The following is a 15907-nucleotide window of genomic DNA, read 5'->3' as shown; positions in this document are numbered from 1 at the left end:
CCCCGACGAACTCCGTCAGAGGCAAGGTTCCACATGGGTCAAATCTCAGTGACAATTCCGACTGCTGCCGGGTCAGTTCTCGGTGACATCCAACAGTGTTGGACCGTCGCGGATGGGCGCGCTTGACTTCGGGCTGGTCCATATTGAGAGGCGCATCCCGCGCAAAAGTCCCAAAAAAGACCGCAGCGAAGATAACATCTGAAAACCATACCGAAGTCTGCGCGTCGGCAGATTTCGCCGCCGGTCTTAGCCGTAGCGGCAATCACGCCCGGTCTGGTCCAGACGCGCCAAGATCACTCCCGTGACATGCTCGGCATCCTCACCAACGCTCAGAAACCGCCCAGAGCCCCAGGTATTCAGCCAGCCAAGCCCCAGGAAATAGACGCCCGGGTCCTGGCAGACACCGCGACGATGCACCGGGCGTCCGTTGGGATCGAGGCAGTCGAGCTGCAGCCAGCTGTAATCTGGCCGGAACCCGATGCACCAAAGAACAGATGTAATTCCCTCCTGAGCAGCGTCGATCTCGGTGATCTCGGTCTCGGGTCGCCAGACCTTCTCAAAAGGCGGCTCCACTGGGGCGTCGATGCCTTCACGCGCGATGTAGGCGTCGATCATCTCGCGGATTCCGACATAGCTTTTGTCGGCATCATCCAGGTTTTTCTCCAGATCGGGCGCGAAGGAGATCTGCGTGCCGTCCACGCCGGTGACCGAGCCGTAAAGCGGCAATCCGCCTTTTGCGAAGCGGCGCAGGTCGATCTCGTGCCCGCCATCGCGCCCCGACATGTAGTGATTGGTCTTGGCCTCAGTCGCCTTGGGGTCAGGCGTCTGATCAATGGTGATGTCGTAATAGCCCATGGCGTGCAGCCATTCGGTCGCGTCACGCCCCCGGTACTGGCGCGGGCTGCGCGGCGCGGGGCCAACGGCGAGTGACACATCCCGGCCTGCAATGTGCAGATCCTCCATCAGCTGCACACCTGACTGGCCCGTGCCAACGACGAGGCAGCGGCCCTCGGGGATGTCGTCCGGGCCCGTATAATCGCGGGTATGGAGCTGGGTGATCGACGGGTCGAGTCCAGCCGCAAAGGACGGCGTGATGGGGCGATCATAACCACCTGAGGCCACGATGACGTGATCGGCCGACCAAAGCCCGTCATCGGTATCCACTTCAATGCGCCCAGCTGCGTCGCGCACCACACGGGTTACGGTCACACCCTCGCGCAGAGGTGCATCGAAACTCTCCGCAAAGGCCTCCACGTAGTTCACAATTTCGTCTTTGAGCATGAAGCCATCCGGATCATCGCCAGAATAAGGAAAGCCAGGCAAGCGACATTGCCAGTTCGGAGTGACGAGGCAGAAACTGTCCCAGCGCTGGTTTTTCCAGGCGTGGAAGCGTGTGTTGCGTTCCAGCACGACATGCTCGATGCCCGCTTTGCACAGATGCCAGGAGGCCGACATGCCCGCCTGGCCCGCGCCAATAATGACGACGGGTAGATGGGTGCGGGCCTCGGCGGGCGCTGTCAGGTCATGGATAGGCATGTGATCGTCTCCTCGGGGGAAAAGGCGGCGGCGCGGGATTTGATCTGCGCAGCCTGTGCATCGGCGGAGCTGCAGCGGAAGCCGAATTTGGCCTCGACGCGCTGTGCGGCCCGATCGAGGCCATGAAGGGCGCGGTCCATGAAGTCCGCCAATGGATAAGACTCGCCAGGTTTCAGGTGTTCGCGGATCGCCGTCGAAGGCGAATAGCAGTTGTCCTCCGACCCGTCGGGCCAGCGCAGGCGGAAGGTCACTTCAGGCATCGATCGGATCCTTTGCGGTGGGGGCGAGGCCCAGATAGGGCTTTGCCGCATGGTCCCAGAGCGGGGCACGCGCAGCTCCGTCGCACAAGGTGACGGCGCTGCCGAATGTGATGCGACCGATCTCGGCGGAGGCGATGTCACGTGCAGCGAATCGCGCGCAGATCGCGGGCGCATCTGCGGGTTTGGCGGTCAGCAGAAAGCCGAAGCTGGGAAAGGTGCGCATCCAGCGCGCGAGATCCGTGCCTTCGGGACGCGGGATCGCGGCGACATCGACCTCTATCCCGCAGCCCGAGCATTCGGCCAGCATCAGGGCCGTGCCCGCGATGCCGCCCTGGCTGATATCCTTGCCCGCGTGGACAAGCCCTGCCTCGGCAAGCTCTGGCAACAGTTCGAGATCGCCGCGCAAGCGCTGAGCCGGCGCACCGAGGAACGCCGCGAAATTGTCGCTCTCGCCGGGATAGCGCCCGCGCAGATCGACCGCCGCGATCAGCACGTCGCCCGGCGTGGCGTCGAAGCTGGTGATCAGGGCCTTTGCGCGGCCCTGCATGGTCGCGGCGAGTTGCGCGCGGTCCGTGCGCAGATTGGAATGGCCCCCGACGATGGGCACGCCATAAGTCGCGCTGGCCTCGGCCATACCGCGCAGGATCTCGGCGGCCTGTTCCGGGCCCTGCGCCCAGAGTGCATTGGTCAGCGCCGAGGCGCGTCCGCCCATCGCCGCGATGTCTGACAGGTTCACCATGACGGCGCACCAGCCTGCGAACCAGGGCGCATCCGCCACGAACTCGTTCATAAAGCCCTCTGTCGCGACCAGCTGCCAGCCGTCGCTGTCCGGCAGCGCGGCGGCATCGTCGCCGGGGCGGCCTGGACTGTTCTGGCTCAGACCCAGCGCGCCGCAGACGACGTCAATGTCGCGCTTGCCGGTGACGTTGGGATGCGCGGCCAGATCTGCGGCAAGAGCAGCAACGTCGATCATGCGGCCCGCCGCCACGTCAATGCCATCCAGCCGCGCGTCGGGTCCTCAATCGCGGGATAGGCCGACAGGTCGGCGCGCATCTTCATATGCGGGTGGCCATGCAGATCCTGCGCGCCAAGCCCCTCCCAATCGAGCTTTTCAAAGAGCGGCACGTTCTGCATCTGCACATAGGCGAGGAACAGCTTGGCTCCGCGCGCATGGGCGGTGCCGACAGCCAGTCGGATCAGCTCGGTGCCGAGCCGCCCGACGCGCCGGTAGCCCGGGGCCACCGCAAGGCGCGAGCCCCACCAGACATCCGGATCGGCTTCGTGGATACGCACCGTGCCAACGACCTCGTCGGCCTCGGACGCGATGGTAGAGATAGCCACCAGCGGCAGCGCGATCTTGTCGATCTCGTCGCGGTCGTGATCGGCGAAGATGCCCTGTTCGGACACGAAGGTGCGGTGCCTGAGCGACGCCGCGCCGCCGATTTCCCAAGGCTGCGTCGCCTGGCGGATCAGGAATTCAGGTGCGACGAAGGCCTGGGGCTTTTCGATGATCATGCGAGCGCTTTCTCTTTCGGCACGAATTTCTCGAAGGCGGAGAGCGCGGAACATGCGCCGCAGCGTCCGCAACCGGCCTTGATATCCTCTGCGCTCATTCCGGCCTTGCGGATCATTGCGGCCAAGGGCGGCAGGAGTTTGTGCATGAACGCCGGGGTCGGCGCAGCATGGCTTTCCAGCGGCGTGCCAGAGACCGGAACGAACGGCACCACGAACGGATAGACGCCCATCGCCGTCAGCCGCTCGGACATCTCCAGGATCGCGTCCGGCGTATCGCCCAGACCCGCGAGGATATAGGTCGAGACCTGGCCCCAGCCGAAGACGTCGACGGCGGCGGCGAAACTGTCGAAATATTTCTCCAGCGGGACCTGCGCTTTGCCGGGCATGATTTCGGCGCGCAGCTCGGGCGTGACGACCTCGAGATGCATGCCGAGGCTGTCGATCCCGGCATCCTTCATGCGCCGGTGCCAGGCATCGTCTTCGGGCGGCTCGCACTGTGCCTGCAGCGGCAGGTCGACGGCGGCGCGGATCGCCTCGGCGCTATCTGTGAGCACCTGCGCGCCGCGGTCCTTGCCCGCAGGGGTTCCGGTGGTCATGACCATGTGCTTCACGCCATCGAGTTTGACGGCAGCCGCCGCAACCTCGCCCAGCTGTGCGGGGGTCTTGTGTGCGATGGTCCGCCCAGCCGCGAGGCTTTGGCCGATGGCGCAGAATTTACAGGTCTTTTTGCGGCTCTCGTAACGGATGCAGGTCTGCAGCACGGTCGTGGCCAGAACGTCTTTCGCATGAAGCTGTGCGATATGGCCGTAGGGGATGCCATCCGCAGTGGCGAGGTCCAGGAAGCTCGGGCGTTTTGGGAAACTGATCTCGGCGAAAAACGCACCGTCCCGCGTGACGCGCGCGCGGCCCTCGGCATCGGGCGCGTCGACGATATAGGGGCTGTCGAAGGCGGCATGGGTGTGGACAGGGATCATCACGGTCAGCCCGTCGATGGTGACCGCCTTGTGGTCGGTAGGGCCCGCACCGCCACGGCGGCTGTCTGCGCCTGCGCGCGGGTCGATCATCCGCATGCCGCGGGTTTGCAGGTCGGTGATGACGGAGCCGGTATCTGGCATTGGGTCAGTCCTCCAGCGGGATGGATGGGAAGGGCACCTCGGGGGCAGTCATGTGGCGTGTCGCCATGGGCGACGGGTCGTGGCGCAGCGCCAAAAGCTCGGGCCGAGCATAATGGCCGACGGAATCCATCATGCGCTTGCGCTTGGTCACCAGCGCCATGTCGAGGTCGGCATAAAGTATGCCTTCGCCCTCGGTCAGGGGCGGTACAGCATGGCGGCCTTCGGGTGTGATGATGCAGGTCATGCACCCGCCGCGCAGGCCCTTTTGCAGGGCGACATCGTCGGTGACGGAGGCAATCTGATCCTCGGTCAGCCATCCGGTGGCGTTTACGACAAAGCAGCCAGCCTCCAGCGCGTGGTGGCGCATGGTGACCTCGATCTGTTCTGCGAAAATCGGGCCGACAAGACTTCCGGGGAATTGCGCGGCGTGGATTTCCTCGTGCTGTGTCATAAGCGCATAGCGGGCAAGCGGGTTGTAATGCTCCCAGCAGGCCAGCGCGCCGAGACGACCGACACGCGTGTCGACCACCTTCAGGCCGGAGCCGTCTCCCTGCCCCCAGACCATTCGTTCATGGTAGGTCGGCGTGATCTTGCGCCGTTTTAGCCTCAGCGTGCCGTCGGCGTCGAAGATCAGTTGCGCATTGTAGAGCGAACCGTGATCCCGCTCATTGATGCCCAGAACGGCGACGACGCCGTGATGGGCGCAGCGTTTCGCCACGCGGCGGGTCTCTTCCGAGGGGACGGTCACGGCCTGCTCATAGAGCGCGAGATGCGGTTTGCCCTGCTGTACAGGTGGCAGCACGAACGAGAAATACGGATAATAGGGCACGAAGGTTTCGGGAAAGACGACAAGATCGGCACCATTGCCCGCGGCCTCGTCGATGGCGTCGAGGACCCTTGCGAGGGTCTTGTCACGACTGGTCAGATCGGGTGCGATCTGGACGGCGGCCGCCTTGACGATGCGGGACATGAAACCTCCGAGAATTGGGGCCGGGGCCTGTGGCGGCCCCGGCGGGCAGCGATCAGAGCGTCCAGGTATCGACGATGACGGCATTGTCGCGCACATGGATCAGCTTGAGATCGAGCACGTCCTGCGGCGCTATCGGAATGATCCCCTCCAGCAGCGACGGCTCGCCATGGCCGTAAAGCGCCTGCAGCGCGAAGCGGCAGGCATAGACCTTGCCGCCTTCGGACATGAACTTCTTGAGGTTGTCGGCGAAGTTCTGGTGGCCCGGAAAGGCCGCATCGCCGAGTGTCGGGAAACCGCGCTGGATGCCGAGCGTGACACCGGGGCCATATAGCAGGATCGAGGTCTCATAGCCCTTCCGGTTGAGTCGGATCGCGTTGAGGATATTCACCAGGCCGATCGAGCCCTCAAAGGCGACGGTGTGGAAGGTCACGAGGGCCTTCTGACCTTCTTCGGCCTTAACGTCCTCGAATACCTTGTCTTCGTAATCGACGAAGAAATCTCCGTCCTTGTGCTTTTCCATGGTGACTGCAGGCATGCGCTTCCTCCGATTGCCGTTTCGCCGGGATGATTTCGTGAGGTCACCCTGCGCAACGTAAATGATGCAATCAAATTGCAGTTCATTTATGCATACAATTTTGTCAGCAGCTCTAATATCAGCGCCTATTTGGCGGCAGGTTAACGCGATTCAGTTGCAAAATTTAGCAGTTTTTGAAGTTTTCATCGCGGGTCGATCAGAATTATCCATACAAAGTGCTTCAATCTGGCACGAATCGATTGTAATCAGATGACATGCAAGAATGGTCCCCAATCCTGCGCCGCGGAGGCGTCGCACGTTACCTGCAACTGGCAGATGCAATCGCCGAAGGGATCGCCGACGGCACGCTGTCGCGCGGGGACCGGCTGCCGCCACAGCGGCGCTTGGCAGAGCGGCTGGGCATCGACTTCACCACCGTCTCTCGCGGCTATGCGGAGGCGCAGCGGCGCGGCCTGATCGATAGTCATGTGGGGCGTGGGACCTTCGTGGCTCAATCACCCGCCGATACGCGGCAGCGCGAATTCCGCAGGCAGGCCGATGTCGATCTGACCATGAACCTGCCGCCCGAGCCCGACGATCCGGTTCTGCTCGCTCGGATGCAGGACGGTCTGCAAACTGTATCGGCGAATCTTATCGATCTTCTTCGCTACCAATCGGCAACCGGCGGGCAGATCGACAAGGAGGCCGCGTCCTCATGGTTGTCGCTCCGTGGTCTTGTGCCTTCACTCGACCGCATCGCGGTCACACCAGGCGCGCATCCGACCATACTGGCTATCCTGACCGGGCTGGCACGTACCGGGGACACGTTACTCTGCGAGGACGTGACCTATCCAGGGTTTCGCGGGATTGCTGGCCGGCTCGGTCTGCGGCTTGTGGGGCTGCCGGGCGATGCCGAGGGCATCGATCCGGACGCGCTTGATGCCGCGATCGTCCAGAATGGTCCCAAGGCGCTTTATCTCAACCCGACGCTGCAGAACCCCACGACGCGCACGATCTCGCTGGCGCGGCGGGAGCAAATCGCGGAGGTCCTGATCGCGCACAAGCTGCCGTTGATCGAGGACGACGCCTATGGCTTCATTCCGCCGCATCCGCCTGCGCCGCTCGCGAGTTTCGCTCCGGATCTGGTTTGGCACATCGGGGGCCTCGCCAAATGCATCGGCGCTGGCCTGCGCCTGGCCTACACAGTCGCGCCCAACAGCTTGGCGGCGCGCGAGTTGGCACACCAGTTACGCCTGGTCTCGGTAATGCCGTCGCCGCTGATGATGGCGTTGGCCACGCGCTGGATCACCGACGGCACCGCCGACCAGATACGCCGCTTTATCCGGGAGGAGACGCTGGCGCGGCAGGCCATCGCATCGCAGGTGCTGGCCCAATCGGAGTACGAATCCGAGCGCCACGCCTTCAATATCTGGCTTCGCCTGCGCGAGGGGATCAGCCGAGCGGATGTCATTGGCCGAATGGCGGGCACCGGTGTCGGGATCATGCCGTCCGATGCCTTCACCGTCAGCGGAGCGCCGTCGGAGAGTTTGCGTGTGTGCTTGGGTGGTCAGATTTCGCGCACCGAGCTTCGGGATGCTTTGGGACTGCTGGCTTACTTGACCACGAATAGGTTCTGAATCGCGATACCCACCCTGTTGGCACGATATCCTCTGAAAGATGGGCTCAAATGCCGATCAGGTGCATGCGAGCCCTTCAAAATCTGATGGAGTCGGGCTGTCCCGTCGAATATTAGGAACGTCAGTCAACAAGTGATAGACCACTTTTTGGCCGACGCTCATTGGCGAAAGCTATTCTCCAAAATGTCGAGTGTGGCTTCTCGCAGAGCGCCACCTGTTCCCTGGCCTTGGCGCGGATCTGAAACAAGCCTTAGTGGCAAATCTATCCGGCCCTAACTTTTGGGCAGATGAGGCAAGGGGGCGGTTCAACAGGCCCACGCGCGGAGATCAAGACATTGTATTTTTCCGCTTAACAGACCTTATAAAAAAATGCTGAGGAGGTCCGGTTCCCGCCCAAGTAACCAAGGACGCGTACGGCCCTTAGCTGCCGTTTCTCAAAGCCGCATGCGCCGCTGTGCGGCGTCGCCAAACCTGTCATTCGCCGCAAGCGCCACATTAGCAACGATCGCATCCCTTTTGTGGGGGCAAAGTGCAAATTAGCTTCATGCGTACCAATTGCCGTTTTCGCACTCCGCTGAACGGTCGCACAAAGCCAATCAAGGCAGCGTCTTCAAAGGTGCGTGCGTTCGAGACATCATTCCGGCCATCCGACTTGGGCAAGCGTTGCCTCCAGCCGGGCCTGGACGTCCGGCAAATAGAGGAAATCGAGCAGCGGTGTGTCGAGGTTCCGCAGTCCGAACTTTTCTCTGACCCGGTCAAGCTCCCTGCGAGCGCGGTCAATCTCTCCGAACTCGATGTAACAGGCCGCGCGCATCAACCCGTCCGCAGGGAAAGGACCGGCGGAGAGGAAGGGCCGCGCCGCCTCACAATCATCCAGGATGAAATGAACAAACGCAGCATCGAAGTAGAAGTAGGGCATCGGTCTCTGTTTCAGAGGCCCCGCGAGTTCGACCATCTTTTGGGCCGTACCGACAGCGCCAGCTCTGGCCGTGTATTGAGCGGCCAGAAGCAGCCCTTCCACGTCCGAAGGGTAAAGCGCTGCCAACTCAATGGCCGTCTGGCTTGCTGTGTCAGCATCTCCTCGGACTGCGGCGAGCGCGATGCGCAGCCATGAGCCATGACGTTTTCCCATCGCGAGGAGCATAGGATCAGCGAGGCCCTCCTCGAGCAGGTCCGCGATCCCTTTGTAATCGAACGGGCCTTCAGAGCAGTAGAGGACGTTACAGAGATACTGCCCCCAGGCCCGCTTGATTTTCAGATAACTGGAATCAGGGAAGCGGTCCTGCCCTTCGTCCCATATCTGCAGGGCGTGCACCATGTCATCGGGTGTGAACTCATAAAACAGGGAGTGCCCGCGCAAGACATAGTCATACTCGTCCAGACGCATTGGACTGCGTGCCCAGCTTTTGCGGAACTCCGCCGTGTGGACGACCCCCATCGTCCCGATAAGACTGCGCTCGATCCGGTCGAAGATGCCGTTGTGCATCGCCAGAATGTCCGCCTCAGTTTCGTCATAGCGCTGCGCCCAGACATTGCGGCCCGTTTCGGCGTCCACAAGCTGAGCGGTGATCCGAATGACATCGCCAAGCCGCCTTATCGAGCCTTCGAGAGCGTACTGGGATTGGGTACGCCCGGCGATTTCGGCGATGCTCAGACCTGAGTCACGAAAACTCATGGCCGTCATCCGATCTACGACCTGAAAGTCTCTCCAGCGCGACAAACCGGTGATCAGGTCTTCGGTCATCCCGTCGGCGAAATGAGCCAGCGACGTATCAGGCGACAGGTCACGGAAAGGCAGGACGATGATCGAGGGGTTCTCGCGCGGGGGCGCTGGCCAGCCGACTTTGGCCAGTTGCGCGGTCAACCTCTCTGCGACACCCGGCGTGGAGCGGAACTCCGCGGGGAAGTCCTCCGGCGCAATAATCCCATGGTCGGCCGATGACTTTGCGAGCAGCCGCTGCGCGTCACCTACCCGGTCGACCTCGGCATAGCAGCCCGCCAAGAGCAGTGTCGCGACATCCGTCATGAGGGCCTTTTCAAGCAGCGGGATCGCCCGCGCGCAATCGCCCTGGGCGTATCGCAGGGTGCCAACATCAGTGTAATCGGGAGGGTCGAGGCGATACCCAAGACCCGAGGCTCTGGACGCCAACTCCTCGGCAAAGGCGTAGTCCCCTACGGCTGTCGTCGGGCCGACCATGATCATGAGGCCTTCGGTATCGAACGGGTAGGCGTCAACGACGTCCTGAACTGTTTCGACAACCCCCGAGCGGTCCCCCATCTGCGCCTGAACCTCGGCAAGCAACCACAGTCCAAACCGATGTCCTGCAGGCGGCAAACTGGGGTCGGACATACCTTGCCGAACCAGATCATGAACGGTTTCGAGGGTGTGCGGAGTGTCTGTGGAATACCAAATCAGCTCCGCCAGATGCCCCCAGCCGAGCTTGATTTTCAGCAAACCAGAGTCTGGGTGCCGCGCAAGCCCTTCTTTCCAGATTTCGATGGCCTTTTCGTTGTCCTCTGGCGTGAACCGGTAGAACAGTGCGTGACCACGCAAATAGTAATCGTATTCGTCCAGATCGGCTTCTGCCCTGGCCCAGGTCTTTGCGTATTCGTCCTCGCGCACGACGCCGTGATTGCCAATCAGCGACTGGACAATCCTACCGATGACACTGTCCTGCAGGGCCAACACATCATCGTCCGTTTCCTCGAACCGCTCGGCCCAGACGTGGTTTCCGGTTTCACCGTCGATCAACTGGGCTGTGATCCGCATCTCGTCGCCAAACCGCCGCACGCTACCCTGCAGCACATAGCGCGTGTTCATGTCTTGCGCGACCTGACGGACGTCGATTGGCTGGTCCTTGTAGGTCATGGCAGAGTTCCGTGCGGTGACCTGAAACTCCTTCCAGCGTGCGAGATCGGTGATCAGGTCTTCGGTCATTCCGTCCGCGAAATGCCCAAGGTCGCGATCCGGCGACAGGTCCGCGAAGGGCAGAACAGTAATGGATGCCTTGGGTCCGCTGGACTGAACCGCCTGGTCAGCCTGTTGCATGCGCCACACGCCCAGCAGAACGACGACAATTAGGGCGAACGCTACGACGCCGCCGACTGCCGTCCAGAGCCGCCCGCGCCCTTGAAAAGGCACACCATCACCGTTCAGCGACAGGGTACGGACCGCGATAAGTTGATACCCCTTTTTGGGTATTGCACGCAGAATGGTGCGGTCTGTATCCCCGATCGCCTTGCGAATGTCGCCAATGCATTGAGTCAGACTGTCATCCGTCACACTCAAATCCTGCCAAACTGCCTCGAACAGGTCTTCCTTACTGACGACCTCATTCGGATGTGCTGCGAGGACGGCAAGAACCTGAGCTGATTGTGCACGTAGCGGACGAGGCTGACCGTCTGAACCGAACAACTCGCTTGTCATCGGGTCAAAGGAGCATCCACCGAGTTTCAACGTAGCCCTCTGATTCATAGAAGAAAATCATTCTCTTTTTGGATTTTTTCGTTTTTTTTCGGCGACCCTTTCAGGACTTTTCGGCGATGGTCATTCCAGAGTTCAAGGACAGTCCCCTCAGCGCTTCAAAGTTCGGGATCATTTGCAAGCGCCCACATGCTCTTAAGGAAAGTTACATGAAAACCCTGATCTGTTCTATCGCCCTCGTCGCCGGAATTTACACCACGACAGCGCGGGCCGACACGTGGACGTGGACCCTCGTCAGCAACGGAAGCACCCTGGATGCCCATCTCGCGCGCTGCAACTTCGCACGGCCCAACCCTATGGAGATTTTTTCAATGATCGACGAATTGCAGGAAAAGATGTTCGCGCCGGAGGAAGCTCCGAGTGCGCCACGTTCATAGAGCTCCAATCGCGCGTGCCCTCAACTCACCTATTGGCCAGCCTCTCGCTGCTAAGCTTATATGTCCAAGGCAGCCCATTTGGCTTGTGCTCTTAATGCTTGACCGTTCGATCAAATCGTCCGCCCTAACAGGCGTAAAGAAAGTCCGCTTAGGGGGCCGGATAACTTGAAGCACTGCGGTGCGGCGAATGCCCACTCCCCGCCCGAACCACCGGACACATGACTACTGGCCAAAAACTTTCGCTCGAGCACTCGACCAGAGGCAGCCGCTCACGGCCCAATGCCAATCTCGGGAAAAGCAGTCGTAGATACGAAGCAGCTTATCAATGTCGGTCCGTCTGACTTGCCGCGAGGAGACTATAGAAACTCACATCGCTCGGACCACTGTAGCATCTTTCAAGAGTACTCGGCTCGAGAAGCGGTCGTCAGCGTCTTCGCCGGTGCTGGCAGACTAATTCGAACCAGTCTCCATTAGGACAGTAGACCTGTCCCTTATACCGCGCAAAGGCCGCGCCACTCAGTGAGAGCGGCGGCGCGGTTCTGCTTGAAGAGGTTTCGGCTTGAGAGGCTGCGTTCCAGCTTGAAATGGTTCGAGACAGAAGCGTGGATGGCGGCGAATTTCTGAAGACTTCGCATCCGCCGGAAGCGGAGCATCGCCCGTTCTCTTCGTCGGAATGGCAGGTGTGAATTCTCTGCGCGATTGTTCTTCCAGCGGCCGGTTTCTTGCCGACCTTCGGATCCAAGCGCCTTCAACGCAGCGCCATAGGATCGGAGCTTGTCAGTCACGATTTCTTCTGGGCGACCGTGCTTGCGCATTGCTTTCTTTAGGAATTTGAGCGCCGCCTTCTTGTCTCGGGTCTTCGTCACGAAGCTTTCAAGAACCTCACCCTCTTGATCCACCGCGCGCCACAAATAGTGGGTCTCGCCGTTGATCTTCACGAACATCCCGTCGAGGTGCCAACGCCAGCGGCTGGAGCGCATGCCTTCAATCCGGCGTTTTCGGATCTCCGAGGCGAACATTGGACCAAAGCGGTGCCACCAGAAACGCACGGTCTCATGGCTCACGTCGACGCCGCGCTCGTGGAGTAGATCCTCAACATTTCGAAGCGACAGCGGAAACCGGACGTACAACATCACCGCCAAACCGATGATCTCGGGGCTCGTCTTGAACCACTTGAACGGGCTGGGTTTAGGCATGGCGGAACGGTACTCGCGCCCCTGCCCTGCCTCAAGCTGAGTTTGTCTGACAGAGCCTTCGGAACCAATCGCGCGGGTTGTCAGCATGATGTCGCCCTATTAGCGCTGTCGGACAAATTGGAATTGATCCGACAGCGCCATTCAGCAGGCGTAGCGTGTCCGGTTCGTCATCTTCGTTTAGGTGCTTTAGTAACTACATAAGTGTAACACCGGTCCGAAAATCCGCGACCAGCTCTCAGTTTGGCGGGACGACTGCTCTATATGTGCTGCCACTCTTCTGGAACCCAAGCGTAAGCCCCGTCTTTTTCTTCGACATGACCGATACCAGGGAACGGCAAATGGGTGCCCGCAACGGCGATCTTGTCGGAAACCACCATATCCAAGACACGGCGGCGCGTCTCGGCGGCCTGCACGCCATCTGCGTCAAAGGCTATACCGGCATCAGGGTGGCTAAACTGCAGCGACGCCAAAGCTGTGCTGTCTCCCCATATGATCAACTGATCAGAGCCATCCGACACACGGACCCCACTGTGTCCTGGGGTATGCCCCGGCATTGCCAAAGTGGTGAGGCCCCCACCAAGATCGGTATTTTCACCAAACATTTCAGTCCGTTGAGTGTAGGCCTCGCTGACAGCACGTGCCAGGGCAAAGAAACCTTGCGACGACTCCGGCGCACCCGATGCGATCGTCTCGTCCGTCCAGAAGGCATGATCGGCTTCGCTGACATGCAACGATGCATTCGGGAAAACCGGGCCACTATCTCCGATCAATCCCCCGATGTGATCCGGGTGCATGTGAGTCAACACAATGCGCGTCACATCTTCAGGTGCAACGCCAAGCAACTCCAGCGATGTGCGCAACCTGCCTGCGGTTGGTCCAAAGGCACCGCCCGCACCAGAATCGATCAAACTAACTTCGTCTCCTTGACGAATGACGTGAGTACTGATTGCCAGCGGAATCGGATCCGTGGGGTCAAGATAGGCTGCCTTCATTCCTTCCGCGATTTGCTCGTCCTCGAGGTTCGTGACAAGATTCTGATCGAGCTTGAAATACCCGTCCAGCAATGTCGTCACGCGCAGATTGCCTACCATACGATCATAGAAGGTCGGAAGTGGTGCCGTTGCATGGGCCGCCGCTTGCAGGGGGTGTGGGCGTCCGGCGGCAAGAAGGGCGGCCCCACCCGCGGCGCCCAGAATCAATCCACGGCGCGAAAGATCGAAAGAAGTCATGAGTTATTCCTTGTTTAATATGCAGAACTTCAATCCTGCGTACCGAATGCTTTTGATCAAATAGGTCTAAATTTCAGATGACCACCCACCGAGAGCATGGACAGACCAACGGCCCTCGGACGAACAGCGGACATCTTACGGATTTGCGGCACACCACAACTCGGGCTCGAAGCTGACCTTCTCCGCTTTGCGGCGTCATGGAGGATCGGCCCAGGTAACATACCACTCACGGCCCTTACCGGACCTCCGATCTCCGGATGCGGTTCCGCAACTTCTCCGGCGCAGCAGACAATAAAACACCAACGCGGTATCGGTGATAGCGTGACTGGATGACCCGACCGTTCTTGGACAATCTCAGCGCGCGCCGCCTATTCCTGGACCTACACCTGTTGCTACGGACGGTGTCGGGCCCCGGCCGGGGCAACGACTTGGACGACGTCATTCAAAGTCTCGGTTTTGTCCAAGTCGACAGCGTCAACACGCTGGCGCGCGCCCATGACCTGATCTTGTGGTCACGGCGCGGACAATATCGGCCACGAGCACTCGAAAACGCCGTGGCGCGCCATCGTTCGGCGTTCGAACATTGGACTCACGATGCGGCCGTGATCCCGATGCAGTTCTATCCAATGTGGCGACTGAAGTTTGCCCGCGACGACGCGCGGATGCGCGCGCAGTGGTCGGAAGCGCGCCGCCACAGATGGGAGGTCGAAATCGAAACCGTGCTTCAGCATGTTGCCGACAAGGGCCCTGCCTGCTCTCTCGATGTCGGTCCTGGCGAGAAACGGTCGTCGTCGGGTTGGTGGGACTGGCATCCCTCGAAGGCGGCCCTGGAGTTCCTGTGGCGATCGGGCCGGCTTGTGGTGTGCCATCGCCGAGGGTTCCGGAAGTTCTACGACCTGGCCGAGCGGATCATCCCCGAAGAGATGCGCAACCGCCGAATTGACGATCAGGAAATCATCGACTGGGCGATGTCAGAGGCGCTCGATCGGCTCGGTTTTGGCACAAGTGGTGAGCTGGCAGCGTTCTTCGAGATCGTGACGAGAGAAGAAGCGAAGGCCTGGTGTGCCAATGCTCTCGCCAGCGGCCGCATCATCCAGGCGGACATCGAGATGGCCGATGGATCCCGACGTCTTGCCTTCACCACCGAAGCCAATCTGGACCACGCCCGGTCATTGCCGGAACCGAGTTCTCATGTTCGCCTCTTGTCTCCGTTCGATCCTGCGTTGAGAGACCGCGCGCGTGCGGAGCGCCTGTTCGACTTCCACTACCGGATCGAGATCTACGTCCCGGAATCCAAGCGAAGGTATGGGTATTACATCTTCCCCGTGCTGCAGGGAGATCGATTGATCGGTCGGCTGGACGCCAAACGCTTCGGCAAAACTCTCGTAGTTCGCGCGTTCTGGCCGGAATTCGGTGTGCGGGTGGGAAAAGCGCGGAGGTCTGCCTTGATGTCGGAACTCGAACGGGTCAGGCACTTGGCCGGGGCTGACTTAGTCGAGTATTCCAGGGGCTGGTTGAACGAATAACCCGGGGTTCAAGGCTGCTCATGGCCCTTGATTTGTCGGCTGCCCGTGCCGGACAAATGCTACCGGCCCATACCGGTCACTCGACGTTGGCGTCGAATTCTGCGGTGGCAACCCGCTTTCCGGACATTCGTTGCGCACGCGAAATTGAGGACTGACTGAACTCGGGGATTGGGGGCCGTTGCAGACACCAAGCTCTCTATCGTTTGGCGTACTCAAATGTCTCGCGCCAGGTCCACATGCCAACCCGAGCCGACATCGATATGGTGGATGGAACAGTCTTCGATCAGGTCCTCGTAGCCGGGCGGAAGAAAGGATTCCCGCCAGGCGTCTCCGAACCGCGCCTTCACCGCTTCGAGATCGCGCCAGACCGATGTAAAGACGACATAATCCTCGTTCGATCCAACGCCGTACCCGTAGAAGTAGCCTTGGTTCCCCGGATGACCGCGCACCACCTTGGCTGAGGTCACCCCGAATTTCCCGATCAGTTCTGCTGCGCGGCCAGGTTTGGTACGGACCTGGAACATTCTCAGTATGGGACCGGAACTCGG

General features: G+C 60.6%; 14 protein-coding genes. 3 read left to right on the top strand and 11 right to left on the bottom strand.

Annotation, left to right across the window (positions count from 1 at the left end):
- Window positions 1–246 precede the first annotated feature (246 nt).
- Genes BW990_RS03630 through BW990_RS03600 form a run of 7 tightly spaced genes read right to left on the bottom strand, consistent with a single transcriptional unit; the run spans window position 247 to window position 5931 of the window.
- Window positions 247–1536, bottom strand: a complete 1290-nt coding sequence (locus BW990_RS03630) for an MSMEG_0569 family flavin-dependent oxidoreductase (RefSeq protein ID WP_076445038.1) — start codon at window positions 1534–1536, stop codon at window positions 247–249.
- The gene (locus BW990_RS03625; RefSeq protein ID WP_076445178.1) at window positions 1518–1796 is read right to left on the bottom strand and encodes an MSMEG_0570 family nitrogen starvation response protein; all 279 of its coding nucleotides are present in this window, start codon (window positions 1794–1796) and stop codon (window positions 1518–1520) included. Before BW990_RS03625 ends, BW990_RS03630 begins: the two co-directional genes overlap by 19 nt.
- Window positions 1789–2769 carry a sll0787 family AIR synthase-like protein gene (locus BW990_RS03620; RefSeq protein ID WP_076445176.1) on the bottom strand — a complete coding sequence of 327 codons (981 nt, stop codon included), beginning with the start codon at window positions 2767–2769 and terminating at the stop codon, window positions 1789–1791. Before BW990_RS03620 ends, BW990_RS03625 begins: the two co-directional genes overlap by 8 nt.
- Window positions 2766–3311 carry an MSMEG_0567/Sll0786 family nitrogen starvation N-acetyltransferase gene (locus BW990_RS03615; RefSeq protein ID WP_076445036.1) on the bottom strand — a complete coding sequence of 182 codons (546 nt, stop codon included), beginning with the start codon at window positions 3309–3311 and terminating at the stop codon, window positions 2766–2768. Before BW990_RS03615 ends, BW990_RS03620 begins: the two co-directional genes overlap by 4 nt.
- Window positions 3308–4426 carry an MSMEG_0568 family radical SAM protein gene (locus BW990_RS03610; RefSeq protein ID WP_076445034.1) on the bottom strand — a complete coding sequence of 373 codons (1119 nt, stop codon included), beginning with the start codon at window positions 4424–4426 and terminating at the stop codon, window positions 3308–3310. Before BW990_RS03610 ends, BW990_RS03615 begins: the two co-directional genes overlap by 4 nt.
- A gap of 4 nt (window positions 4427–4430) precedes the next feature.
- Window positions 4431–5396: a Nit6803 family nitrilase gene (locus tag BW990_RS03605; protein WP_076445032.1), complete on the bottom strand. Its 966-nt coding sequence runs from the start codon at window positions 5394–5396 to the stop codon at window positions 4431–4433.
- A gap of 52 nt (window positions 5397–5448) precedes the next feature.
- A complete protein-coding gene (locus BW990_RS03600; RefSeq protein WP_076445030.1) occupies window positions 5449–5931 on the bottom strand; it encodes an MSMEG_0572/Sll0783 family nitrogen starvation response protein in 483 nt (160 codons plus the stop codon).
- 254 nt (window positions 5932–6185) lie between these two features.
- On the opposite strand from BW990_RS03600, the gene BW990_RS03595 reads away from it, so the two are divergent.
- On the top strand, window positions 6186–7547 hold the full coding sequence (locus tag BW990_RS03595) for an aminotransferase-like domain-containing protein (protein ID WP_076445028.1): 1362 nt from the start codon (window positions 6186–6188) through the stop codon (window positions 7545–7547).
- Window positions 7548–8181: 634 nt separating this feature from the next.
- Here the strand turns inward: BW990_RS03595 and BW990_RS03590 are convergent.
- On the bottom strand, window positions 8182–10974 hold the full coding sequence (locus BW990_RS03590) for a winged helix-turn-helix domain-containing protein (protein ID WP_159441600.1): 2793 nt from the start codon (window positions 10972–10974) through the stop codon (window positions 8182–8184).
- Window positions 10975–11180: 206 nt separating this feature from the next.
- Here BW990_RS03590 and BW990_RS03585 point away from each other — a divergent pair, with 206 nt between their 5' ends.
- Entirely contained in the window at window positions 11181–11408 is a 228-nt protein-coding gene (locus BW990_RS03585; protein ID WP_143526054.1) for a hypothetical protein, read from the top strand.
- Window positions 11409–11899: 491 nt separating this feature from the next.
- On the opposite strand, the gene BW990_RS03580 is transcribed toward BW990_RS03585, so the two are convergent.
- Both BW990_RS03580 and BW990_RS03575 read right to left on the bottom strand, forming a co-directional pair.
- Entirely contained in the window at window positions 11900–12604 is a 705-nt protein-coding gene (locus tag BW990_RS03580) for an IS6 family transposase (RefSeq protein WP_076445175.1), read from the bottom strand.
- A 257-nt stretch (window positions 12605–12861) separates the two neighbouring features.
- Window positions 12862–13833, bottom strand: coding sequence for an MBL fold metallo-hydrolase (locus tag BW990_RS03575; protein WP_076445022.1), 972 nt, complete (start codon window positions 13831–13833; stop codon window positions 12862–12864).
- Window positions 13834–14162: 329 nt separating this feature from the next.
- On the opposite strand from BW990_RS03575, the gene BW990_RS03570 reads away from it, so the two are divergent.
- Window positions 14163–15359 (top strand): winged helix-turn-helix domain-containing protein, encoded by a 1197-nt coding sequence (locus BW990_RS03570; RefSeq protein ID WP_076445020.1) that lies wholly within the window; start codon window positions 14163–14165, stop codon window positions 15357–15359.
- Between the two features lie 212 nt (window positions 15360–15571).
- On the opposite strand, the gene BW990_RS03565 is transcribed toward BW990_RS03570, so the two are convergent.
- Window positions 15572–15883 carry an antibiotic biosynthesis monooxygenase gene (locus BW990_RS03565; RefSeq protein ID WP_076445018.1) on the bottom strand — a complete coding sequence of 104 codons (312 nt, stop codon included), beginning with the start codon at window positions 15881–15883 and terminating at the stop codon, window positions 15572–15574.
- Window positions 15884–15907 lie beyond the last annotated feature (24 nt).

The sequence above is a fragment of the Roseivivax lentus genome, from assembly GCF_900156805.1.
Taxonomy (GTDB): domain Bacteria; phylum Pseudomonadota; class Alphaproteobacteria; order Rhodobacterales; family Rhodobacteraceae; genus Roseivivax; species Roseivivax lentus.
The sequence above is the reverse complement of the archived record's forward strand: the minus strand, read 5'-3'. Positions and strand labels throughout refer to the sequence as shown.